The organism is uncultured Clostridium sp., from assembly GCF_937920395.1.
Taxonomy (GTDB): Bacteria; Bacillota; Clostridia; order Clostridiales; family Clostridiaceae; genus Clostridium_AD.
The window spans coordinates 1-16,932 of record NZ_CALEVF010000371.1; the positions used below are offsets into that span (position 1 = coordinate 1).

Sequence of the window (16,932 nt, forward strand, 5' to 3'; positions counted from 1 at the left end):
ATATAAAGTTTAAATTCTGGTGAAACCCAAGAAGCAAATTCAAATGCAATATCTTTATGAGCAAACGTACCACCATACCTACCAGATTTTGAAATAATACCAATTGCAGCTGTTTTTAATACCCATTTTTGTGGAGATAATACAAACGCATTTTTACCTGCTTCATTTCTAAACCCATCGAATTCGACGGGTTTAAAATCTGGATTATTCATCTTTTCCCATAATCCTAAAAATTCTATAGTATCTTTATTTCTAAGCCAATTACGAATAACGTCATTTGGTTCATCACTTTTATATTTTGCAATATCAGTTAAACTAATATAATCATCTTCATTTCCCTTTGAAACAACAGAAATCTCTGCTCCATTTGCGTTTATTGTTGCTTTATATTCTTTGTTCTTATTCATTAGTTACACCTCACTTTTTATCACTTAATAAAATTATTCTATATATTAAGATGGGTTGTCCTATTTTTTCTTCATCTAGCTTCCGCATAACCTACTTTCCATTCTTTCCCAAGGGTCAGGTACCTTACAGAGTTTGGAAGTATAACGGACAAACTCTGTTGCTACTAACTTTCTAACTCTTTCTTTATTTGTATAATTTTTTCTTCAGAAATACCTATAGCTTTAATTAATATATCTATACTAACTCCTAATTTCAATAAATTTGTAGCATCTTCTATTGCCTTTTCATCCTTAGCACTACTTATCATATTAGCCCTCTCATGAAGTGATCTTTCTCTTGCTTTGTAAAGTTCTAATGTCTTTGGATCACTACTTAGATATTCTATTTTCTCTTCTGCTTTTTTAATATCAATATCCATGTCCATCAACTCTCCTAATTCTTTATCACTTATATCTTCACTTAAGAAAGATAGCCACCTTTGTAACTTATCTTCTTTTAAATTCTTATTCTTCAATTTTCTGAATTTTGCCATTTCTATAAAGTGAATCTCTACTACATCAGTTAACATGTAGTCGTTGTCTCCATCTTACCATAGATGAAATGTTGTGTGAAATTTATCAGGTATTTTTATATATTCAAAATCTACTATATTTATAGTTATGACCTTAGTTAGATTCTAATTTTATCAGAAAATTACATTTTATTCTACTCTGCATTTGAAATATCTATTATAAAATAAATCTCTTTAAATTTTTTATCTTTTAGGTTACTTCAAATTCAAATGTCTTCTATCAATAACTAACATAATCCAGTATAGAGACTTTTAATCCAAAAACTACCAAAATTATATCTCTATAATTTTAGTAGTTCCATCGCATGGCTGTCGCCAATTTTTTTCTTCTCTTCTCTTCAAACATCTCGACTTCTATAAATGTTAGTGCAGCACCAGAATATATTTTATTATGTTTAGTGATATTTCTTACTTCTAAACTAGTTCATCCACAAGTCCGATTCCCACTAATAATCAAAGATTGTAATATGCTCATAATATTCCTCATTAATTACAACATCATTAATTTTATATATAGTATCTACAAAACATACATGGCAATCGAATCCATTATTAATTATAAACCTACCGTTATCCTTGCTTATATCTCTTACTATAGCTCTTACATATTTCATATGTGCTAAATCTGTTTATTGGTTACTACCAGTAAACTTCTGGACGTACAAAAAGGATGCCAACCAGACATCCTTTTCATCAATTAGGATTTTTTTAGTTTTACTTGGTGATACCCTCTCACCAATTCATACTTGTATTATAACATGTCTATGATAAAAGTAAATCCCTTTAACTTTTTCCTATCTTTTGATTTACTACAAATTAAAATGTTCTCTAACAATAATGCGACAATGTAACAGCGGTAAAAACAACTGGAAGTTGGTTACTTACCACCCAATATAATATTAATTATATTGGATTCCAATTCATTTTGAGTCATTAACTAGCATAATCCAGTACAAAGATTTTTAATACAAAAGAACTACCAAAATTATATCTCTATAAATTTCAGTAATTCCCTCACACGTGGCTGTCGCCAAGTCTTTTTGTTTATATTCTTTTCAAATGTATCAAATTTTCACTTCAACTTCTTCATCCTTAATCCACATCAAATATTCCATCTTCGCCTAGCTTCGCATGTCCCTTTTTCGCTTCATTGTTTATGTATTTACATATAATAGGTTGCTGACGCGACCCCATTCCAATATATGGATGCAGCGTAGCGAATCCGTTTATTGGTTGCTAATAGAAGTGGGAAACTTTCCTTCTTAAATGTTGTTAAAAACCGCACAAATAATGTAACCATCATATATATTAAGTGAAAACAAAATAAAAAGGAGTGATTAAGTATGGCAGTTGTATCAACAAAAATCGCTAGTGTTTTAAAACTCACAATGAAGACAGGCATAGACATCAATGGTAAGGATATATTTGTTACAAAGAGTCTAGGTAATGTAGGTGTTACTTCATTAGATGCTGATATCTTTGCAGTAGGACAAGCTATCTCTAAAATCAAAACTTATCCGTTGGTTGCACTTGACAGAGAAGATCAGTTTAGCTTAATTATGGAATAGAATCAAATCCAAATAATTCAAATTAATTTAAAGGAGGAAAAATAATATGCATAAATTAGTTATGAGATTTTTAACAAGTGTTGAGGGTAAGTATTTTACGTTAAGTGTAGATGACATAAAATCTGATGAAGATGGTGCTCCTACTGTAACACAAGCTGAAGTAATTGCACTTATGGATCTAGTTATCGCAAAAAACATCTTTTTATCAACTAGTGGTGACTTAACTGGCAAGAAAGATGCTAAAATAGTCACTACTGCTACTAGTCCATTTGTAGTAGCTTAGAAAAATAGTAAATCCGGTAAATCATAGAAATATTATGATTTACCGGATTTTTATTATAGAATTAATTATTTATAAGCTTTTAAATGTAAAAGCTTATCTACAGTAACAAAGCTATATCCCATTTCCTTAAGCTTTAAAATCATTTGTGGAAGTGCTTTTGTAGTGGCTTTTTTATCTCCATTACAATGCATCAAAACTATTTCACCTGGGCGTACATTTTTAACTACATTATTAACAATATTTTCAGCTTCACGTTGCTCCCAATCTAAGGTGTCAATGGACCAAATTATACTTTTGTAATTTTGTGCTGTTAAAGTATTCAAAACAACATCATTTACATCACCATAGGGTGGTCTTATTAATGTAGGCCTTTTCCCTATTACCTTATTAATTTCATTTTCAGTTAAAGCAACTTCATTATTAATTTGCACTGCATTAATCGTGGCAAAATCTTTATGAGACCAACTATGACTTGCTATTACATTTCCATCTGCATATGCCTGTTTAATTATGGATTTGCATGATTCAATTTGATTGCCAACACAGAAAAAAGTACCTTTAATATTATTATCATGTAGTACTTTAATAATTTTAGGCGTATTCACTGGATCTGGACCATCATCAAAGGTAAGTGCTACCACTTTATTTGTATTTTGACCATTAATATATAAGCTAGAAGGGTATTTCTTAGCTAAGTTTACTACAGACTCTCTCCATTTTGTAAGCCCCGCATCAGGGTATTTTTTAGGTGTAGTACTTGTTCCTACAATATTATAAAAGAATGGAGCTTTCTTTGTAGTTACGTCCGCTTTAGGTAGAGCGGACACAACTGTTGCATGATGAGTTATTTTTTTCTTACCTGTAGTCTTATCTATAGACTTATCTACAGAAGATAATGTCTTTGTTGCTTTAATTGGAGAATGCATTTTATAAGTTATAAGAACAGAAGCTACAATTAATACTACGAGGCCGATTGTAATTACGAACTTTTTCATTTTATAATTAATCCTTTCATACATATTAGGTTTTAGAAATTAAAACTTCACTTATTTTATGCCTTTTGTATGTCTGTAAGTTGATAGCTAGCTGTAGCCTCATCATATTGGAACTTATATACATATCTAAAAGCCTTATTTGAAGAAATATTATCTTTATTAACAATAGTATAAACTTCTGAAGTAGTTATAGTTCCAGATTGATTATCATCACTAATGTTGTAAGCCGTTATATTATCAGATACAATGCTCTCTTGTACACCTGCTGCATATGTAGTAGGAATATATGATTGTTGTAGTTTATATATATCACTTTCAGAATTTACGTAAGGTACAATTAATGAAATATCATTTGTATTAACAGCTTGTGTAAAACAGCTCGTATAGTTATTCAAAAGCTCATCTAATTTACCTTTAATATCATCCAAATTACTACTTGCATCAGCAAAACTTAAATTAATGTCAGTATCACCTGCTGCGACTGAGTATTCTTCACTTTTAAGTATTTTTCCCTCTACTAAGTGTGTAGCATATATTTTCGTAGAACTGTCTACAGGTCCAAAATTTGTTGCGTCTTTAACTGTCACATTAACATCTTTTCCATTAACAAATATTTTAGCATCTTGGTAATCGGAACTTATATTTAAATAATTCATATCATCAAATACACTTAATTTTGCGATGCCATCCGTAGCTGCTACAAGATCCACTGGATAAGTCTGGTTCAAAGTAAGATATTTACCTTTATACTTAGCTAAAATCGAATATTCTCCAGGTATATATGGTCCAAATTCCTTAGTATATTTGTCAGTATCTGTCTTTCCAATTTGCACATTATTAATTGAAAAAGTAACATCTTTAACTGGAGCTGTTATAGTAACAAATGTAGGCTTAATATTGATTTTATAATTGGGAAAAATCAAAAACTTTTTTCCAATTTTAGATAAACATAATATATTGCTAGTTTTAGTATTAGGATTTAAGATATCGTTATTCAAACCTTTAATAACTTCCTCATAATATGAAGGATTGGTTTTAAAATAAGCTAATAAAGGTGCAACGCTTTTGCTATTAACTGTAAGCCTTGCATCAGAACAATGCATGATACTCGCTAAATCAGAACTATTATTTGAAACTACATCACTTTCAAATCTTGTTTCAAGCTTTTTAGGGTCTGATAAAGAATTACCAACTTGAACAATGGCAACTATTGCTACTATAAAAACTGTAACTATTGCTATAACTATTTTAGACTTTTTCGTTAACTTACGATTAAATGTAATGTGGTTCTCAGTTGGAATTGTTTCTTCTATTTGCTCGGGCTCTTCTATTTGCTCAGATTCATCTACTATTGGATGAGATTCCTCGGCTGAATTTGTTTCATCTATTGGATAAGATTCCTTCATTGAATTAATTTCTTCTGTTGATTGAATTTCATTTGTAGATTCAATTTCCAAGTTATTACCGCAAGAAGTACAAAATATTTGTTCTTCTTTAACTTCCTTGCCACATTTAGTACAAAATTTCATTTTAGATCCCCCATTTTTTTATATTAGTGGTTTATTAAGATATAATATTTATATACTATCGCTTTAATTACATCTTCCAAATGATAATAAAATGCTATAAAAAAAACTGTCAAAGTTATGACTCCTGAAATTGATATAATTAAAACAGACATGTTTGCTTTTATTGAAAAACTTTCTTTAACAATAATTGCTAACGATATAATTGAAATAAATACCCCTAAAATAACAAAAATAATTCCTAAGTACAATGAAAAATATGAAAATATAATTGAAATAATTTCACAAATTAAAAAAGGTAAAGTTGAAATCAATATAGCCTTAAACACTATGAATGGTTTCCATTTTGCTTTTAAAATTAATTTTATTCCTAAATATACACAAGTAAATAAAACAAGTAAAACCACTAAATACAATCCACAATTTTCAATAAATATTTTACCGTATGGTATAGTATTTAAATACTTAAATTGATCAATAGTATTATTCATAGAGTCTAAATCACTGGAATTCAAACTATAAGATAACAAATTCTGACCCGACAAACCTGCTAGTGAAGATATATATTGATAACACTTTGTAACTACTGTTGATAAACAACTAACAATTTGATTAACTTTCCAAATACCTAATATACCTTGTATAAATGTTAATATAATAGCGATTACTACAACATGGTTTTTCTGAGCTTTAGCTACAAACTCTTGTCCACCAGAAACTGGATTTAATGATGAATTTTTAAAAATATTAATTATCTCATCTAAGTCAATCGCCTTAGCTAATGGTTTAATACGATCTGATATTGGATTCTCCATCTTTTCTTTCTTTGGATTAGAATTTACCCTCACACCACATTTTTGACAAAACTCATCATTTGCTTCAATTTTAGATCCGCATTTACTGCAATACGTCATACTGTTCCCCCTAGTGTTTTATTGTATTTAAGCTTTCCTATGAATCTTTAATAATGTATCAAGCTAAATTAGTCCATAATTATAGGTTTTTCTATAATTATGGACTGGATTTACTAATAGAATATAATATTCAAAGTAATATATTAAGAATATCTTCTGTCGCTTCCAAATTATTTATTTACAACCATAGATATTATATGCTATATCAAAAAGTTTTTCCACTAACAAAATGTCCTAAATTTTTCATAATAATATACATAACTAATTAGAAATTTTAATTGTTTTATTTGTTTGTTAAAATTATGTCTAATTATACATATCATTCACTTGTTAATGAGGTTGTAGATACATATTAAGTAATTTATCCATTTTTTTATGTAATTTAATAAATATTTTCAATATAAACTTAACGACAAAAAAAAGCTTATGCCATTAACGCATCTGCTTTTTTTTATTAAACTCTGTAATTTCGTCTAAATATAATACCATAATATATTTTATATTGAAACCCATTTTTCAGAAACTGCTTCAGCTACATATTTTACCCCACACCATAACCAAACTATTATTAATACTGGAAAAAACGCAAAAAAATCTTTCATAATTGTCCCCCTTTAATTTCTATTCTTATTACCGAAGTCCTATTGCTTCGCCTTCGCCTCTACCCAACTTGTCCCATATGTAATTATGTTGTTTAACGGCATTTGAGTAGTCTTTCTTTTTCCAACTATTTAAATATAGTAGCAATGTACTTTTATCTCCATAACTATTATTATTTACAATTTCAATAAGGTCATTACAAGCCGTAGGATTTATATCTTGTACCCCATATCTGAGGCCATCCTTTGACACTATTTTACTATTTATCATTTCGTGCATTTTAATATAGACTCGTTTTTCAGCAACTATCTTTGAATCTGCTATTACTTTTGCATCTGCTTCTGACTGTGCCTTAGCGTCTGCTAATGCTTTAGCATCTGCCAACGCTTTCGCCAATGCTACTTTTTTATCATATGCTTTTTTTTCATCGGCCTTTTGTTTGTTTAGCAATACAATTTTCAATGCATTTTCTTTCTTAATCTTATTATTTACCGTAATATAACTAGCCGTACCAACCGCTATTACGGCTATTATAATTCCACCTATTAATAACTTTTTATGCATATCATAACCTCCCATATAATATTTGTCTTATATTATATGCCAATTCGACATAAATTTACACAATTTTCTTTATAATTAAAATATTGGATGTCATCCAATTACAGTATATCAGTAGGACGTAGCAATGTATAGTATTTTATTATAGGTGTCCATCTGTCTAAGTCGTTGATTTTAATAGGTTTATAGCTGATATTAATAATATTTTATATGTATGACCTCTTCAAAACCTTTTCCATACACAAACACAAATGTTTTAGGTACATATATAAATATTAATTTTTCATTATCTTTTATTTGTTTAGTTGAAACTACAGACCACTTTTCAACAGGTCCATGCTCCGAAACAGCTGTATCAACTCCACTATCTGCATAAGGTGTAAAGTGTGTAACATTACTTGGAACCCAAAAGAATACACGGTAATGAGGTAAACCATCATTTCCTATTATATGATCATAATGAGGTGTCCCTCGTTTTTCATTTTCTATGTTCTTATTCACTGTTTTAATTACTTTAACAGTATTTGTATTGCTTGGTATATGCACAGCACTCCTAAAAACTAATAACATTAGTATTAGTGTTATAGCTCCTAATAATATTTTTTTACAATTCATAACAACATCTCCACAATTCATAAACTTTTCATATGAATTTGTTTAAATTATATCCAAATAACTTTTTAATAAACAAAACTACGGAACTGCATACCCAGCTTTTCACTGTAATATTTATATTATTATGCTTTATCGTATTTTTTAATTTTATAGTGTATGAGACTGAGAAAAGTTTTATCTGTGATTGTTTTGAGATTATTTTAAGAGATATATGAGATTAATAAAAGACAAAGCTGAGACCATAACATGCTATTATCTATCTATACCCAATATAAGTATTGAAACTAATTTAATTAAGTATTAAAGATTTTATAAGGAGGAGAATCATATATGGAAAGTCTACAAGTTGACGTAAAAAATAGCAAAAAAAAAGGTATTTTAAAAACACTTAAATACATTGGAAAAACACTTATAACGATTATTTGTACAATTTTAATTTTTATAATAATAATATCCTGCATTACTATATTTGATGCAACAACACATCCTGGCAAAACTCCATCTGCATTAGGATATAAGTGGATGACAGTTCTTACTGGTAGTATGAAGCCACAATTTAACCCTGGGGATTTAGTAATATCAACTAACGTAAAAGATTTAAATTCTGTAAAGGTTGGTACAGTAGTAACCTACCTTAATAAAGAGAATGTATTGATAACCCATAGGGTTACAAAAATTAACAACAATAATGGAGTAAATACTTATATTGCAAAAGGTGATGCTAATCCAGTTGCAGATATTGAATCTTTTAGCGGAAGTAAAATTCAAGGAACTTATAAAACTACAATTCCCTATTTAGGTTATGCAGGGATGTTCGTCAAATCTGGAGTTGGAATGATATCACTTATCGTTATTCCATTAATTATTATCCTTGGGATGGAATTAATCGATCATTTAAGGAAATCTAAAACTAAAACAGTTAATGTTATTGAGGGTAATACCCTTTAATATTATAAATAAAATATATTCAAATAGGGGGATTATTAAATGAAAAGCAAAATGGTTTTAAGTATAGTTATGGCAGCAGCTGTCACTTTAGGTGGAGCTGCTATGGCTACAAATGCTAACTTCAATGCTACCGCAGTAAGCAATGGTAATATAGTTACTATGGGTACAGTACAACTAGGTAATTTGAGAAGCGGTCAAGTTGGTCAAGCTATAAATATGGACACTTTATTTAATGTAAGCAATTTAGGTACTTTAACAGATCCAGTAACAAATAGTAATAGTATAGTTATTAGAGGAACCCTTCCAGTAACACTTTCTTTAGGCGGGTATGCAGATAATTCTAATCGTGTATTTCAAGCATCAATTCCAAGTGGTGTACTAGCAACTTGGTATAGACATTACAAATCTAATGTTACAGTTACTGTAAGAAGAACTAATAATACTACAGATAGTTATACTTCAAGGCCCGATGCAATTACCGGAGGATTTGATTCAATATTTGATTCTATAGAAGGAACCGCTCATACTCCTGCAACAGATAATACAACAGGTATTAGTGCATTACTCACTGATTTAGGAACACTACACCCTGGCGACGTAGTAACAATTACAACAAAAACTAAATTCGCCCAAACAGCTTACTACACAAAGGATGCTAATAATAAACCGATTAATGGAGATTATACCTTAACTCAAGATGAAGTTAATGCATTTCAAGGAAAGTCACTTGCTATAAATCTTAAGTTAGTAGCTACAGAAGCTAAGTAATTAGTTAAATAAATTTAAAATATATCATTATCTTATATTGATTATAAATTCCCCTATAATTTTTAATTATAGGGGTTTATTTTTCATTATCCTTTATTTGTTTAGTTGTAACTACAGATTACTTTTCTATGAAATTCATCACCAACTGCAAATAATAGACATATAAACATTATAGTAGTTAATGCATTTTTTTCCTTAAGTCCTACCATAAATAATAAATTCGATAAGGAACCAGTTCTAGCCATGTATCATCATTTAAATAAACTTTTAATCATTTCAACATAACCGGATTTTTTAATATGTATCTTATAGTATAATTAATTATCGACTTAAAATGAAAGGAGAACCATTAATGCTATATATCATTAAAATTCTTGTTAATATTATTTTGCCTCCAGGTTGTCTAATTGTCTTTTTACTTTTATATATTGTTTATCATTATAAAAAAAACAAAAGATTACCTAAACTATTTATTGCTATAACTTTTCTTTTTTATATAATATCAATACCTCTTACATCTGATCTATTAACGCATTCATTAGAATATAAATATCCACAACCGAGTAAGCTAAGTGGCGACGTTGTAGTTGTACTAGGTGGTGGTGCTACTTTAAGCTCTCCTGACTTTAGCGGCGAAGGTAATCTGTTTGGTTCTGCTGCCAATCGATTGCTCACAGCTGCCCGTATAAATAAAAAAACAGGACTACCGATAATATTTTCAGGCGGTCAAGTGTTTAAAACTAGTGGAAATGAAGCTAACATTGCAAAACGTTTTTTATTAGATTTAGGTATAACTAAAAATGATGTGATTATAGAAAATAAAAGTCTTAATACAACTGAAAATGCTAAATTCACTAAAGTTATTTTAACAAAAAATAACTATACGAAACCTATATTAATAACATCAGCTTTTCATATGTATAGAGCAGTACTAAATTTTAATAATTCTGGAATAAAGAACTTTGTAATCTATCCTTGTGATTATTCCACAAATAAAAATATTTCTATAAGCTTTAGCTCTTTTATACCATCAGGTTCAAGTTTAAATTATTCTACAATAGCATTGCATGAGTACTTAGGCATACTTCAATTATTAATAAAGAAATAAATCTTTAATTATCATTACTACGAGCTACTTCAGCATACATTTCCTTAAAGTTATCATTATCTTTTAAAGTCTGAAGATATTTCATAAATGGAACTTTTAATTCATCTCTTTTTAATGCAAATTCCACTGTAGCTTCTAGAAATCCTAATTTATCTCCTACATCATATCTACGTCCTTCAAATACGTATGCATACATGTCTTGCTTAGCTATTAATGTTTTTAGAGCATCCGTTAATTGAATTTCATTGCCTTTACCAGGTAACGTATTATCTAATATATTAAATATATCTGGAGTAATTATGTATCTACCAAGTATGGCTACATTGGAAGGTGCTACATCTACTCCCGGTTTTTCTACAAGGTCATTAACTTTGTATACTCTATCACTGACTTGAACCCCATCAACAATTCCGTATTTATCAACATTCTCTTTTGCTACTTCTTGAACTCCTAAAATCGAAACATTTTTCTCCTCAAAACAATCCATAAGTTGTTTTAAACATGGAACCTTAGCATCTACTATATCATCACCAAGCATTACCGCAAAAGGTTCATTACCAACAAATACTCTAGCTTTATTTATAGCATCTCCTAGACCCTTAGGTTCCTTTTGTCTTATAAAATGGATATTAACCATATTTGATATGTGACGTACTTCTTTAAGAAGAGTATCTTTATGTTTATTTTCAAGCTCAAGTTCTAGTTCTACTGATTTATCAAAATGATCTTCAATAGACTTTTTATTTCTTCCTGTAATAATTAATATTTCCTCTATTCCTGATGCCACAGCTTCTTCTATAATATACTGCATTGTAGGCTTATCAACTATAGGTATTATTCTCATTAATTTTTATTGCATTTAAATTCTCGCCTTATTTGTATTTCTCTTATATATCTTATAATATACAAAGTAAAACAACCCAATACCTACTAAAGATCCTGCAAAATCTATCAACACATCACTTACTAATGAAGTTCTACCAGGGACAAATAACTGATGAAATTCATCACCAACTGCAAATAATAAACATATAAACATTATAGTAGTTAATGCATTTTTACCCTTAAGTCCTACTATGAATAATAAATTTGAAACAATCACTGCTAATAAGGCATATTCAAATGCATGAGCATTTTTCCTAATAACCAAATTTATTTTCTCATCTCTTGAACTTAGGGGAAGTGCGCCCTGTTTTAATTTACTTGAATTAGTTTTACCTTCTACATCATACTTAATATCCCTTAACGACTGAACTATTCCATAACTACGTAGATTTAATAAAGAACCAGTTCTAGACGAATTATAAAATATAAATCCCATTGCTAATATGCATAAAACAATTCCTATTTTTTTCAATACAACACCACCCAATTTTTCAATAACATAAATTATAACATGTATCATTTTTAAAATCTAGATGTTGTAAAATTATATTTATATTAGTTTCAGTAATTAGCTCACGGATTCTAAACTCTAACTTCTTCACTTATAACTTCGCATCAGATGTTTCATCTTTGCATAGCTTCCGCTTGACATTCTTTCCCAAGGGTCAGGCACCTTTCAGAGTTTGGAAGTAAAACGAACAAGCTCTGTTGCTTGTTTTTGTGATACATTTACAAGTATCCATGCAAATAGTAGTGAAAGCGTAGAGGCTCATGGAATAGAAACATTCGCTTATCCTGCAAGTTCATCCGGGGCAGTATTATCAAAATTTGTACAATCCGAATTAATAAAAGCTACAGGATTAACTGATAGGGGTTGCAAGACTGCTAATTTCGGTGTGCTTAGAATGACTAAAATGGTAGCTATATTAGTAGAAACTGCATTTATTAGTAATACAAATGAGGAAAATTTACTAATATCAAATGATTATCAAGAAACGGTAGCACAATGCATTGTTAAAGGCATCTTTGCGTACCTAGGACTAATTTTTATGGGAGAACGTGAAACCGTGCATGCTCCAATTATATCTTCTGTAAAGTATGGAATAGTTACCGTTTCTGTACTTAATGTTAGGGCTAATGCAAATGTAAATTCAAATATACTCGGGACTTTAAACAAAAATGAAAAAGTCAAAATTGCAAGTAAGGTAGGGACTTGGTATTCTATATTTTATGGTAATCATGGGGGATATGTTAGCGCGAATTATATTAAATTAGTCTAAGGGGCAGAAATGCCTCTTTTTTTTTTATGTACCCACCTACATTTCTTATCATGCCTTTTAATTCCATTATTGATATAGTTTCTAAAATATCTGATTTATCCATTTTTAAATCAACTAACAATTCACCTAATGTCATAGGGCTGTCTTCTATTTTCGTTAATATAGCCTTTTCAAGCACTGTTAATTCACAACCTACCGGTTCTGAATTCTGCATTTTATTATTTACCCCTGGCTTCCTAATTGGATTCAACAATAGTTGGGAAGGGTTTAAATATATTTTAGCCCCTTCGTAGATTAATTTATTTGTACCAAAACTTTCAGTTCTATAAATACTATTCGGAGCTGCAAACACTTCTCTGTTTTGCTCCTTTGCATAAGCTGCTGTCAAAAGAGAACCACTTTTTTCTCCCGCTTCCACCACTAAAAGCTTTTTACACCAAGCACTTATTAACCTATTTCTCATTGGGAAATGTCTAGCATCTGGTTTTATTCCTGGTGGATACTCTGATACAATCGCCCCTTTTTCTATTATTCTCTGCATAAGTTCCATATGTTCCTTTGGATAACATATATCTAAACCACAACCTAGTATAGCTATAGTGTATCCATCTGATTTCAAACAAGCTGTATGTGCATACCCATCTATGCCTTTAGCCATTCCGCTAATAACTGGTATATTACTTTGAGCTAAAAACTCTCCTGCTTCTACAGTAAGTCTTTTACCATACTCAGTGCATCTTCTACTCCCTACAATAGCTATACCAATACTATTTTCTATAAGCGTCCCTCTATAATATAAAATAATTGGAGCTTGTTTAATTTTCTTTACCTCAATTGGGTATAAATAATCGCGATAAGTCAATACGGTTATATTTAGTTTCTCACACTTTTTTAACATTTCTTCTGATCCTACTAATGATTTTGAAGAAAAAATCACATCCGCAGTAACTCTTCCTATTCCACTTATATTTTCAAGTTCAGATTTTGTGGCTGTATAAATATTTAAGGGAGTTTCAAAAATATCCAACAATGCTTTCGCGATTACTGGACCTACTCCATTTATTTGTGATAGCCACATCCAATAAACTAAACTACTATCATAATTTTCCATATTAAATCACTACCATATTGACTCGCCCTTTTTCCAAATCTCTACACATCAAAGCTTTAGCAATATGCCCCTTACTTAAGTTCTTTGAACCATCCATATCTGCAAAAGTTCTCGCTACTTTTAGAAACTTATGAAAAGTGCGCGCACTATACTTATATCTGTCAAACGCCATTTGAAGAAGTTTTTTGCTTTCGTCCTCAAGTACGCAAAATTCTTTAATTAAAGCTGGTGTCATTTCAGAATTCGAATTTATGTCTTCAATATTTTTATATCTTTCTCTTTGTATATTTCTAGCAAACTCCACCTTTTGTCTTAACTCACTAGAACTAATCCCTTTGGTATTATCTGAAAGCTTCATGAAATCTACAGGTAGTACATATTTTTGAATATCTATCCTGTCCAGCATTGGTCCTGATATTTTCTGCCTGTATTTTAATACTTCGTAATCCGTGCAATGGCATCTTTGTTGTCCATAATATCCACATGAACAAGGATTCATAGCAGCAATAAGCATGAAGCTCGAAGGGTACACATTAGTATATTTAACTCTAGCAATAGTTACATTATTATCTTCCATTGGTTGCCTTAAAGCATCTAATGTCTTCTTATTAAATTCTGCAATCTCATCTAAAAATAATACGCCGTTATGAGCGAGAGATATTTCTCCTGGCATAGCATTGTTTCCTCCACCTACAAGTGAATTCATTGACGCATTGTGGTGTGGCGCCCTAAATGGTCTTTCTGTTATTAACGTACCTTTATTTTTTAAAACACCTGAAACACTATATATTTTTGTTACTTCTAAAGCTTCTCTTTCAGTCATAGACGGCAGAATTGATGGTATCCTTTTGGCTATCATTGATTTCCCACAACCTGGAGCGCCAGACATTATCAGATTATGACCGCCTGCTGCAGTTGCTACAATAAACTCTATAATAGCATCTTGACCTTGCACATCTTGGAAATCTAATAAATATGGTCTTTGTATTATATGCTCACTTTTTAAATCTTCTAAAGGTGTATAAGGACTTATCCCTTCTAAAAAAGAAATTACTTCTGTGAGCTTTTCAAATCCAAAAATATTTATACCTTTTACTAAAGAAGCCTCACGTATATTTTCTTTAGGAACAACTAAGTTAGTAATTCCTCTTTTCTTAGCTTCTATTGTCATAGGTAAAATTCCTGAACATGCTCTTATATCTGCATTTAAAGATAGCTCTCCAATAAACCCAAAACTTTCAATTTCTTCAATATTTATTTGTTTAGATTGTATAAGTAAACCTATAGCCATAGCTAAATCAAAATGAGATCCACTCTTTTTTATATCCCCTGGCGAAAGATTTATAACAATTTTCATTCTTGGGAACTCATATTTAACATGAATAATAGCAGCCTCAAGTCTCTCCTTAGCTTCCTTTACAGATGCATCCCCTAGCCCTACAATTGATACAGAAGGCTGACCATATATCGTGTCCGTTTCTATTTTTACAACATACCCATCTATACCGCTTATAGCAAAACCATTAACTACTGCTGCCATTTACACTTCCTCCTTGACCTCATCAACCTTTATTTTTATAGCACTTTCTACAAAGTTTCTGTATAACTCTTTACTATTATCACTCTTAAAGTAACAAAGTATGTTTAGTGAAACTGTAAATCTTTCCTCAACTATTCCCATAAAGATACCATAACTGCTCCATTTATACTCTTCTGGCTTATTTACCATATTAGCCCTCACGGGATTCAAATGAATATATCTACTTGTAGTTAACATCTGTGCATCATTCTCAATAATTTCTGTATGATACCTATCTTGATATAAATGTCCTATATATTTATACTTAGTGTTAAAATATCGTGCATAAGTACTGTGAACCCTAGCGATAAAATAACCTATATGTATATCTTCTGTCTTTATAAGTATATGGACATGATTATTCATCAAACAATAGCAGTATATTTGAAACTGGCCTTTAAAGTATTCTATTGCGCATTCTAAAAAGCTACAGTAAACCTGAAAGTCTTCATCATCCCTAAATATATCATTTCTATGATTACCACGGGCTGTTATATGGAAAGCTGATCCTGGATAACTTTCTCTTTTCTTATTAGTCAAATTTTTCAACTCCCTTTAATACAATTTTTAACACAAATAATTGAATCTAATCAAAAATAATAACAAATCAGAATATATATTTCTACTCACCTATTTCCAATGTCGCTAGACAGCCACTTCACGATAAAAAAGCTACCGAAATTATATTTCTATAAGTTTCAGTAGCTCTATCCCATGGCTGTAGCAAATTTTTTTGTTTTTGTTTTTTCCCAACCTTTGGCCTTTTAAATCCACCTTTTTCTCTTCTAAATCCGCATAAAATGTCCCATTTTCGCCTAGCTTCCGCATTGTTGTTCACGTAATGTTCACAACCCCCGAGGGGCCTTGCGAGGCCTGGGCTGAGCTTGCTAAAATGGATGATGCGTAGCTAAATCTGTTCATTGGTTGCTAATGTTTGCTAATTCAATATTTTCTTTTTTAGTTCCCGTACCTTCTCTATGGTCAGTCCTGTTCCTTTGGCTACTATTTCTTCACTTACTCCAAGCCTAAGAAAGTTTGTAGCATCTTCTATTCCTTTTTCATCTTTTTCAGATTTTAACCTAGTAAGTTCGTCACTAATTTCTGCCTGTCTAGATTCATACAGCATCTTAGCCTTATCATCCTTACTTATGATTTTTAATAGATTATAGGCTTTCTTTATATCCTTATTCTTTTCAGCTAGCATTTCCATCA

Annotated in this window: 21 protein-coding genes and 1 pseudogene; 6 read left to right on the forward strand and 16 right to left on the reverse strand. The window is 30.5% G+C overall.

The window, feature by feature from the left end:
* From Q0649_RS21665 to Q0649_RS21675, 3 genes are all read right to left on the reverse strand, one after another.
* Positions 1 to 407 (reverse strand): KilA-N domain-containing protein (locus tag Q0649_RS21665; protein WP_298846805.1); only part of this gene is annotated, 407 nt, incomplete at its 3' end.
* A gap of 164 nt (positions 408 to 571) precedes the next feature.
* Positions 572 to 976, reverse strand: a complete 405-nt coding sequence (locus Q0649_RS21670; protein WP_298846807.1) for a PD-(D/E)XK nuclease family transposase — start codon at positions 974 to 976, stop codon at positions 572 to 574.
* A 449-nt stretch (positions 977 to 1,425) separates the two neighbouring features.
* Positions 1,426 to 1,593 carry a hypothetical protein gene (locus tag Q0649_RS21675; protein WP_298846810.1) on the reverse strand — a complete coding sequence of 56 codons (168 nt, stop codon included), beginning with the start codon at positions 1,591 to 1,593 and terminating at the stop codon, positions 1,426 to 1,428.
* A gap of 729 nt (positions 1,594 to 2,322) precedes the next feature.
* Here Q0649_RS21675 and Q0649_RS21680 point away from each other — a divergent pair.
* Positions 2,323 to 2,547: a DUF1659 domain-containing protein gene (locus tag Q0649_RS21680; protein WP_298846812.1), complete on the forward strand. Its 225-nt coding sequence runs from the start codon at positions 2,323 to 2,325 to the stop codon at positions 2,545 to 2,547.
* 46 nt (positions 2,548 to 2,593) lie between these two features.
* Positions 2,594 to 2,830 carry a DUF2922 domain-containing protein gene (locus tag Q0649_RS21685; RefSeq protein WP_298846814.1) on the forward strand — a complete coding sequence of 79 codons (237 nt, stop codon included), beginning with the start codon at positions 2,594 to 2,596 and terminating at the stop codon, positions 2,828 to 2,830.
* Positions 2,831 to 2,895: 65 nt separating this feature from the next.
* Here the strand turns inward: Q0649_RS21685 and Q0649_RS21690 are convergent, their stop codons facing one another.
* From Q0649_RS21690 to Q0649_RS21710, 5 genes are all read right to left on the reverse strand, one after another.
* Complete coding sequence (locus Q0649_RS21690) at positions 2,896 to 3,825, reverse strand: polysaccharide deacetylase family protein (protein ID WP_298846817.1); 930 nt, start codon at positions 3,823 to 3,825, stop codon at positions 2,896 to 2,898.
* A gap of 56 nt (positions 3,826 to 3,881) precedes the next feature.
* Positions 3,882 to 5,354 carry a zinc ribbon domain-containing protein gene (locus tag Q0649_RS21695; protein WP_298846819.1) on the reverse strand — a complete coding sequence of 491 codons (1,473 nt, stop codon included), beginning with the start codon at positions 5,352 to 5,354 and terminating at the stop codon, positions 3,882 to 3,884.
* Between the two features lie 23 nt (positions 5,355 to 5,377).
* Entirely contained in the window at positions 5,378 to 6,265 is an 888-nt protein-coding gene (locus Q0649_RS21700) for a zinc ribbon domain-containing protein (RefSeq protein ID WP_298846822.1), read from the reverse strand.
* A 630-nt stretch (positions 6,266 to 6,895) separates the two neighbouring features.
* On the reverse strand, positions 6,896 to 7,429 hold the full coding sequence (locus Q0649_RS21705) for a DUF6241 domain-containing protein (protein ID WP_298846825.1): 534 nt from the start codon (positions 7,427 to 7,429) through the stop codon (positions 6,896 to 6,898).
* 192 nt (positions 7,430 to 7,621) lie between these two features.
* Positions 7,622 to 8,041: a hypothetical protein gene (locus Q0649_RS21710; RefSeq protein WP_298846828.1), complete on the reverse strand. Its 420-nt coding sequence runs from the start codon at positions 8,039 to 8,041 to the stop codon at positions 7,622 to 7,624.
* A 330-nt stretch (positions 8,042 to 8,371) separates the two neighbouring features.
* Between Q0649_RS21710 and Q0649_RS21715 the strand changes: the two genes are divergently transcribed.
* Positions 8,372 to 8,989, forward strand: a complete 618-nt coding sequence (locus Q0649_RS21715) for a signal peptidase I (RefSeq protein WP_298846831.1) — start codon at positions 8,372 to 8,374, stop codon at positions 8,987 to 8,989.
* 39 nt (positions 8,990 to 9,028) lie between these two features.
* A complete protein-coding gene (locus tag Q0649_RS21720; protein ID WP_298846833.1) occupies positions 9,029 to 9,757 on the forward strand; it encodes a hypothetical protein in 729 nt (242 codons plus the stop codon).
* A gap of 101 nt (positions 9,758 to 9,858) precedes the next feature.
* On the opposite strand, the gene Q0649_RS21725 is transcribed toward Q0649_RS21720, so the two are convergent.
* Positions 9,859 to 10,002, reverse strand: a complete 144-nt coding sequence (locus Q0649_RS21725; protein ID WP_298846835.1) for a hypothetical protein — start codon at positions 10,000 to 10,002, stop codon at positions 9,859 to 9,861.
* A gap of 107 nt (positions 10,003 to 10,109) precedes the next feature.
* On the opposite strand from Q0649_RS21725, the gene Q0649_RS21730 reads away from it, so the two are divergent.
* On the forward strand, positions 10,110 to 10,865 hold the full coding sequence (locus tag Q0649_RS21730) for a YdcF family protein (protein ID WP_298846837.1): 756 nt from the start codon (positions 10,110 to 10,112) through the stop codon (positions 10,863 to 10,865).
* A 4-nt stretch (positions 10,866 to 10,869) separates the two neighbouring features.
* Here the strand turns inward: Q0649_RS21730 and galU are convergent, their stop codons facing one another.
* Both galU and Q0649_RS21740 read right to left on the reverse strand, forming a co-directional pair.
* On the reverse strand, positions 10,870 to 11,709 hold the full coding sequence (gene galU / locus Q0649_RS21735; protein ID WP_298846839.1) for a UTP--glucose-1-phosphate uridylyltransferase GalU: 840 nt from the start codon (positions 11,707 to 11,709) through the stop codon (positions 10,870 to 10,872).
* 15 nt (positions 11,710 to 11,724) lie between these two features.
* On the reverse strand, positions 11,725 to 12,222 hold the full coding sequence (locus Q0649_RS21740) for a VanZ family protein (protein ID WP_298846841.1): 498 nt from the start codon (positions 12,220 to 12,222) through the stop codon (positions 11,725 to 11,727).
* Between the two features lie 211 nt (positions 12,223 to 12,433).
* Here Q0649_RS21740 and Q0649_RS21745 point away from each other — a divergent pair, with 211 nt between their 5' ends.
* Positions 12,434 to 13,030: an N-acetylmuramoyl-L-alanine amidase gene (locus Q0649_RS21745; RefSeq protein WP_298846843.1), complete on the forward strand. Its 597-nt coding sequence runs from the start codon at positions 12,434 to 12,436 to the stop codon at positions 13,028 to 13,030.
* Here the strand turns inward: Q0649_RS21745 and dprA are convergent.
* The 5 genes and pseudogenes from dprA to Q0649_RS21770 all read right to left on the reverse strand — a co-directional run.
* Positions 13,017 to 14,141, reverse strand: coding sequence for a DNA-processing protein DprA (gene dprA / locus Q0649_RS21750; protein WP_298846845.1), 1,125 nt, complete (start codon positions 14,139 to 14,141; stop codon positions 13,017 to 13,019). The two genes, Q0649_RS21745 and dprA, sit on opposite strands and share 14 nt — an antisense overlap.
* 1 nt (position 14,142) lies before the next feature.
* Positions 14,143 to 15,681 carry a YifB family Mg chelatase-like AAA ATPase gene (locus Q0649_RS21755; RefSeq protein WP_298846847.1) on the reverse strand — a complete coding sequence of 513 codons (1,539 nt, stop codon included), beginning with the start codon at positions 15,679 to 15,681 and terminating at the stop codon, positions 14,143 to 14,145.
* Positions 15,682 to 16,260 carry a transposase gene (locus tag Q0649_RS21760; protein WP_298846850.1) on the reverse strand — a complete coding sequence of 193 codons (579 nt, stop codon included), beginning with the start codon at positions 16,258 to 16,260 and terminating at the stop codon, positions 15,682 to 15,684.
* Positions 16,261 to 16,378: 118 nt separating this feature from the next.
* Positions 16,379 to 16,558: a hypothetical protein gene (locus tag Q0649_RS21765; protein ID WP_298846853.1), complete on the reverse strand. Its 180-nt coding sequence runs from the start codon at positions 16,556 to 16,558 to the stop codon at positions 16,379 to 16,381.
* A 99-nt stretch (positions 16,559 to 16,657) separates the two neighbouring features.
* Positions 16,658 to 16,932: pseudogene (locus tag Q0649_RS21770) on the reverse strand (transposase); the annotation flags it as partial.

Bases quoted from the DNA above. Each gene is read 5' to 3' on its own strand.
- Q0649_RS21670 (WP_298846807.1), bottom strand. From the start codon at position 976: ATGTTAACTGATGTAGTAGAGATTCACTTTATAGAAATGGCAAAATTC.
- Q0649_RS21675 (WP_298846810.1), bottom strand. From the start codon at position 1,593: ATGAAATATGTAAGAGCTATAGTAAGAGATATAAGCAAGGATAACGGT.
- Q0649_RS21680 (WP_298846812.1), top strand. From the start codon at position 2,323: ATGGCAGTTGTATCAACAAAAATCGCTAGTGTTTTAAAACTCACAATG.
- Q0649_RS21685 (WP_298846814.1), top strand. From the start codon at position 2,594: ATGCATAAATTAGTTATGAGATTTTTAACAAGTGTTGAGGGTAAGTAT.
- Q0649_RS21690 (WP_298846817.1), bottom strand. From the start codon at position 3,825: ATGAAAAAGTTCGTAATTACAATCGGCCTCGTAGTATTAATTGTAGCT.
- Q0649_RS21695 (WP_298846819.1), bottom strand. From the start codon at position 5,354: ATGAAATTTTGTACTAAATGTGGCAAGGAAGTTAAAGAAGAACAAATA.
- Q0649_RS21700 (WP_298846822.1), bottom strand. From the start codon at position 6,265: ATGACGTATTGCAGTAAATGCGGATCTAAAATTGAAGCAAATGATGAG.
- Q0649_RS21705 (WP_298846825.1), bottom strand. From the start codon at position 7,429: ATGCATAAAAAGTTATTAATAGGTGGAATTATAATAGCCGTAATAGCG.
- Q0649_RS21710 (WP_298846828.1), bottom strand. From the start codon at position 8,041: ATGAATTGTAAAAAAATATTATTAGGAGCTATAACACTAATACTAATG.
- Q0649_RS21715 (WP_298846831.1), top strand. From the start codon at position 8,372: ATGGAAAGTCTACAAGTTGACGTAAAAAATAGCAAAAAAAAAGGTATT.
- Q0649_RS21720 (WP_298846833.1), top strand. From the start codon at position 9,029: ATGAAAAGCAAAATGGTTTTAAGTATAGTTATGGCAGCAGCTGTCACT.
- Q0649_RS21725 (WP_298846835.1), bottom strand. From the start codon at position 10,002: ATGGCTAGAACTGGTTCCTTATCGAATTTATTATTTATGGTAGGACTT.
- Q0649_RS21730 (WP_298846837.1), top strand. From the start codon at position 10,110: ATGCTATATATCATTAAAATTCTTGTTAATATTATTTTGCCTCCAGGT.
- galU (WP_298846839.1), bottom strand. From the start codon at position 11,709: ATGAGAATAATACCTATAGTTGATAAGCCTACAATGCAGTATATTATA.
- dprA (WP_298846845.1), bottom strand. From the start codon at position 14,141: ATGGAAAATTATGATAGTAGTTTAGTTTATTGGATGTGGCTATCACAA.
- Q0649_RS21755 (WP_298846847.1), bottom strand. From the start codon at position 15,681: ATGGCAGCAGTAGTTAATGGTTTTGCTATAAGCGGTATAGATGGGTAT.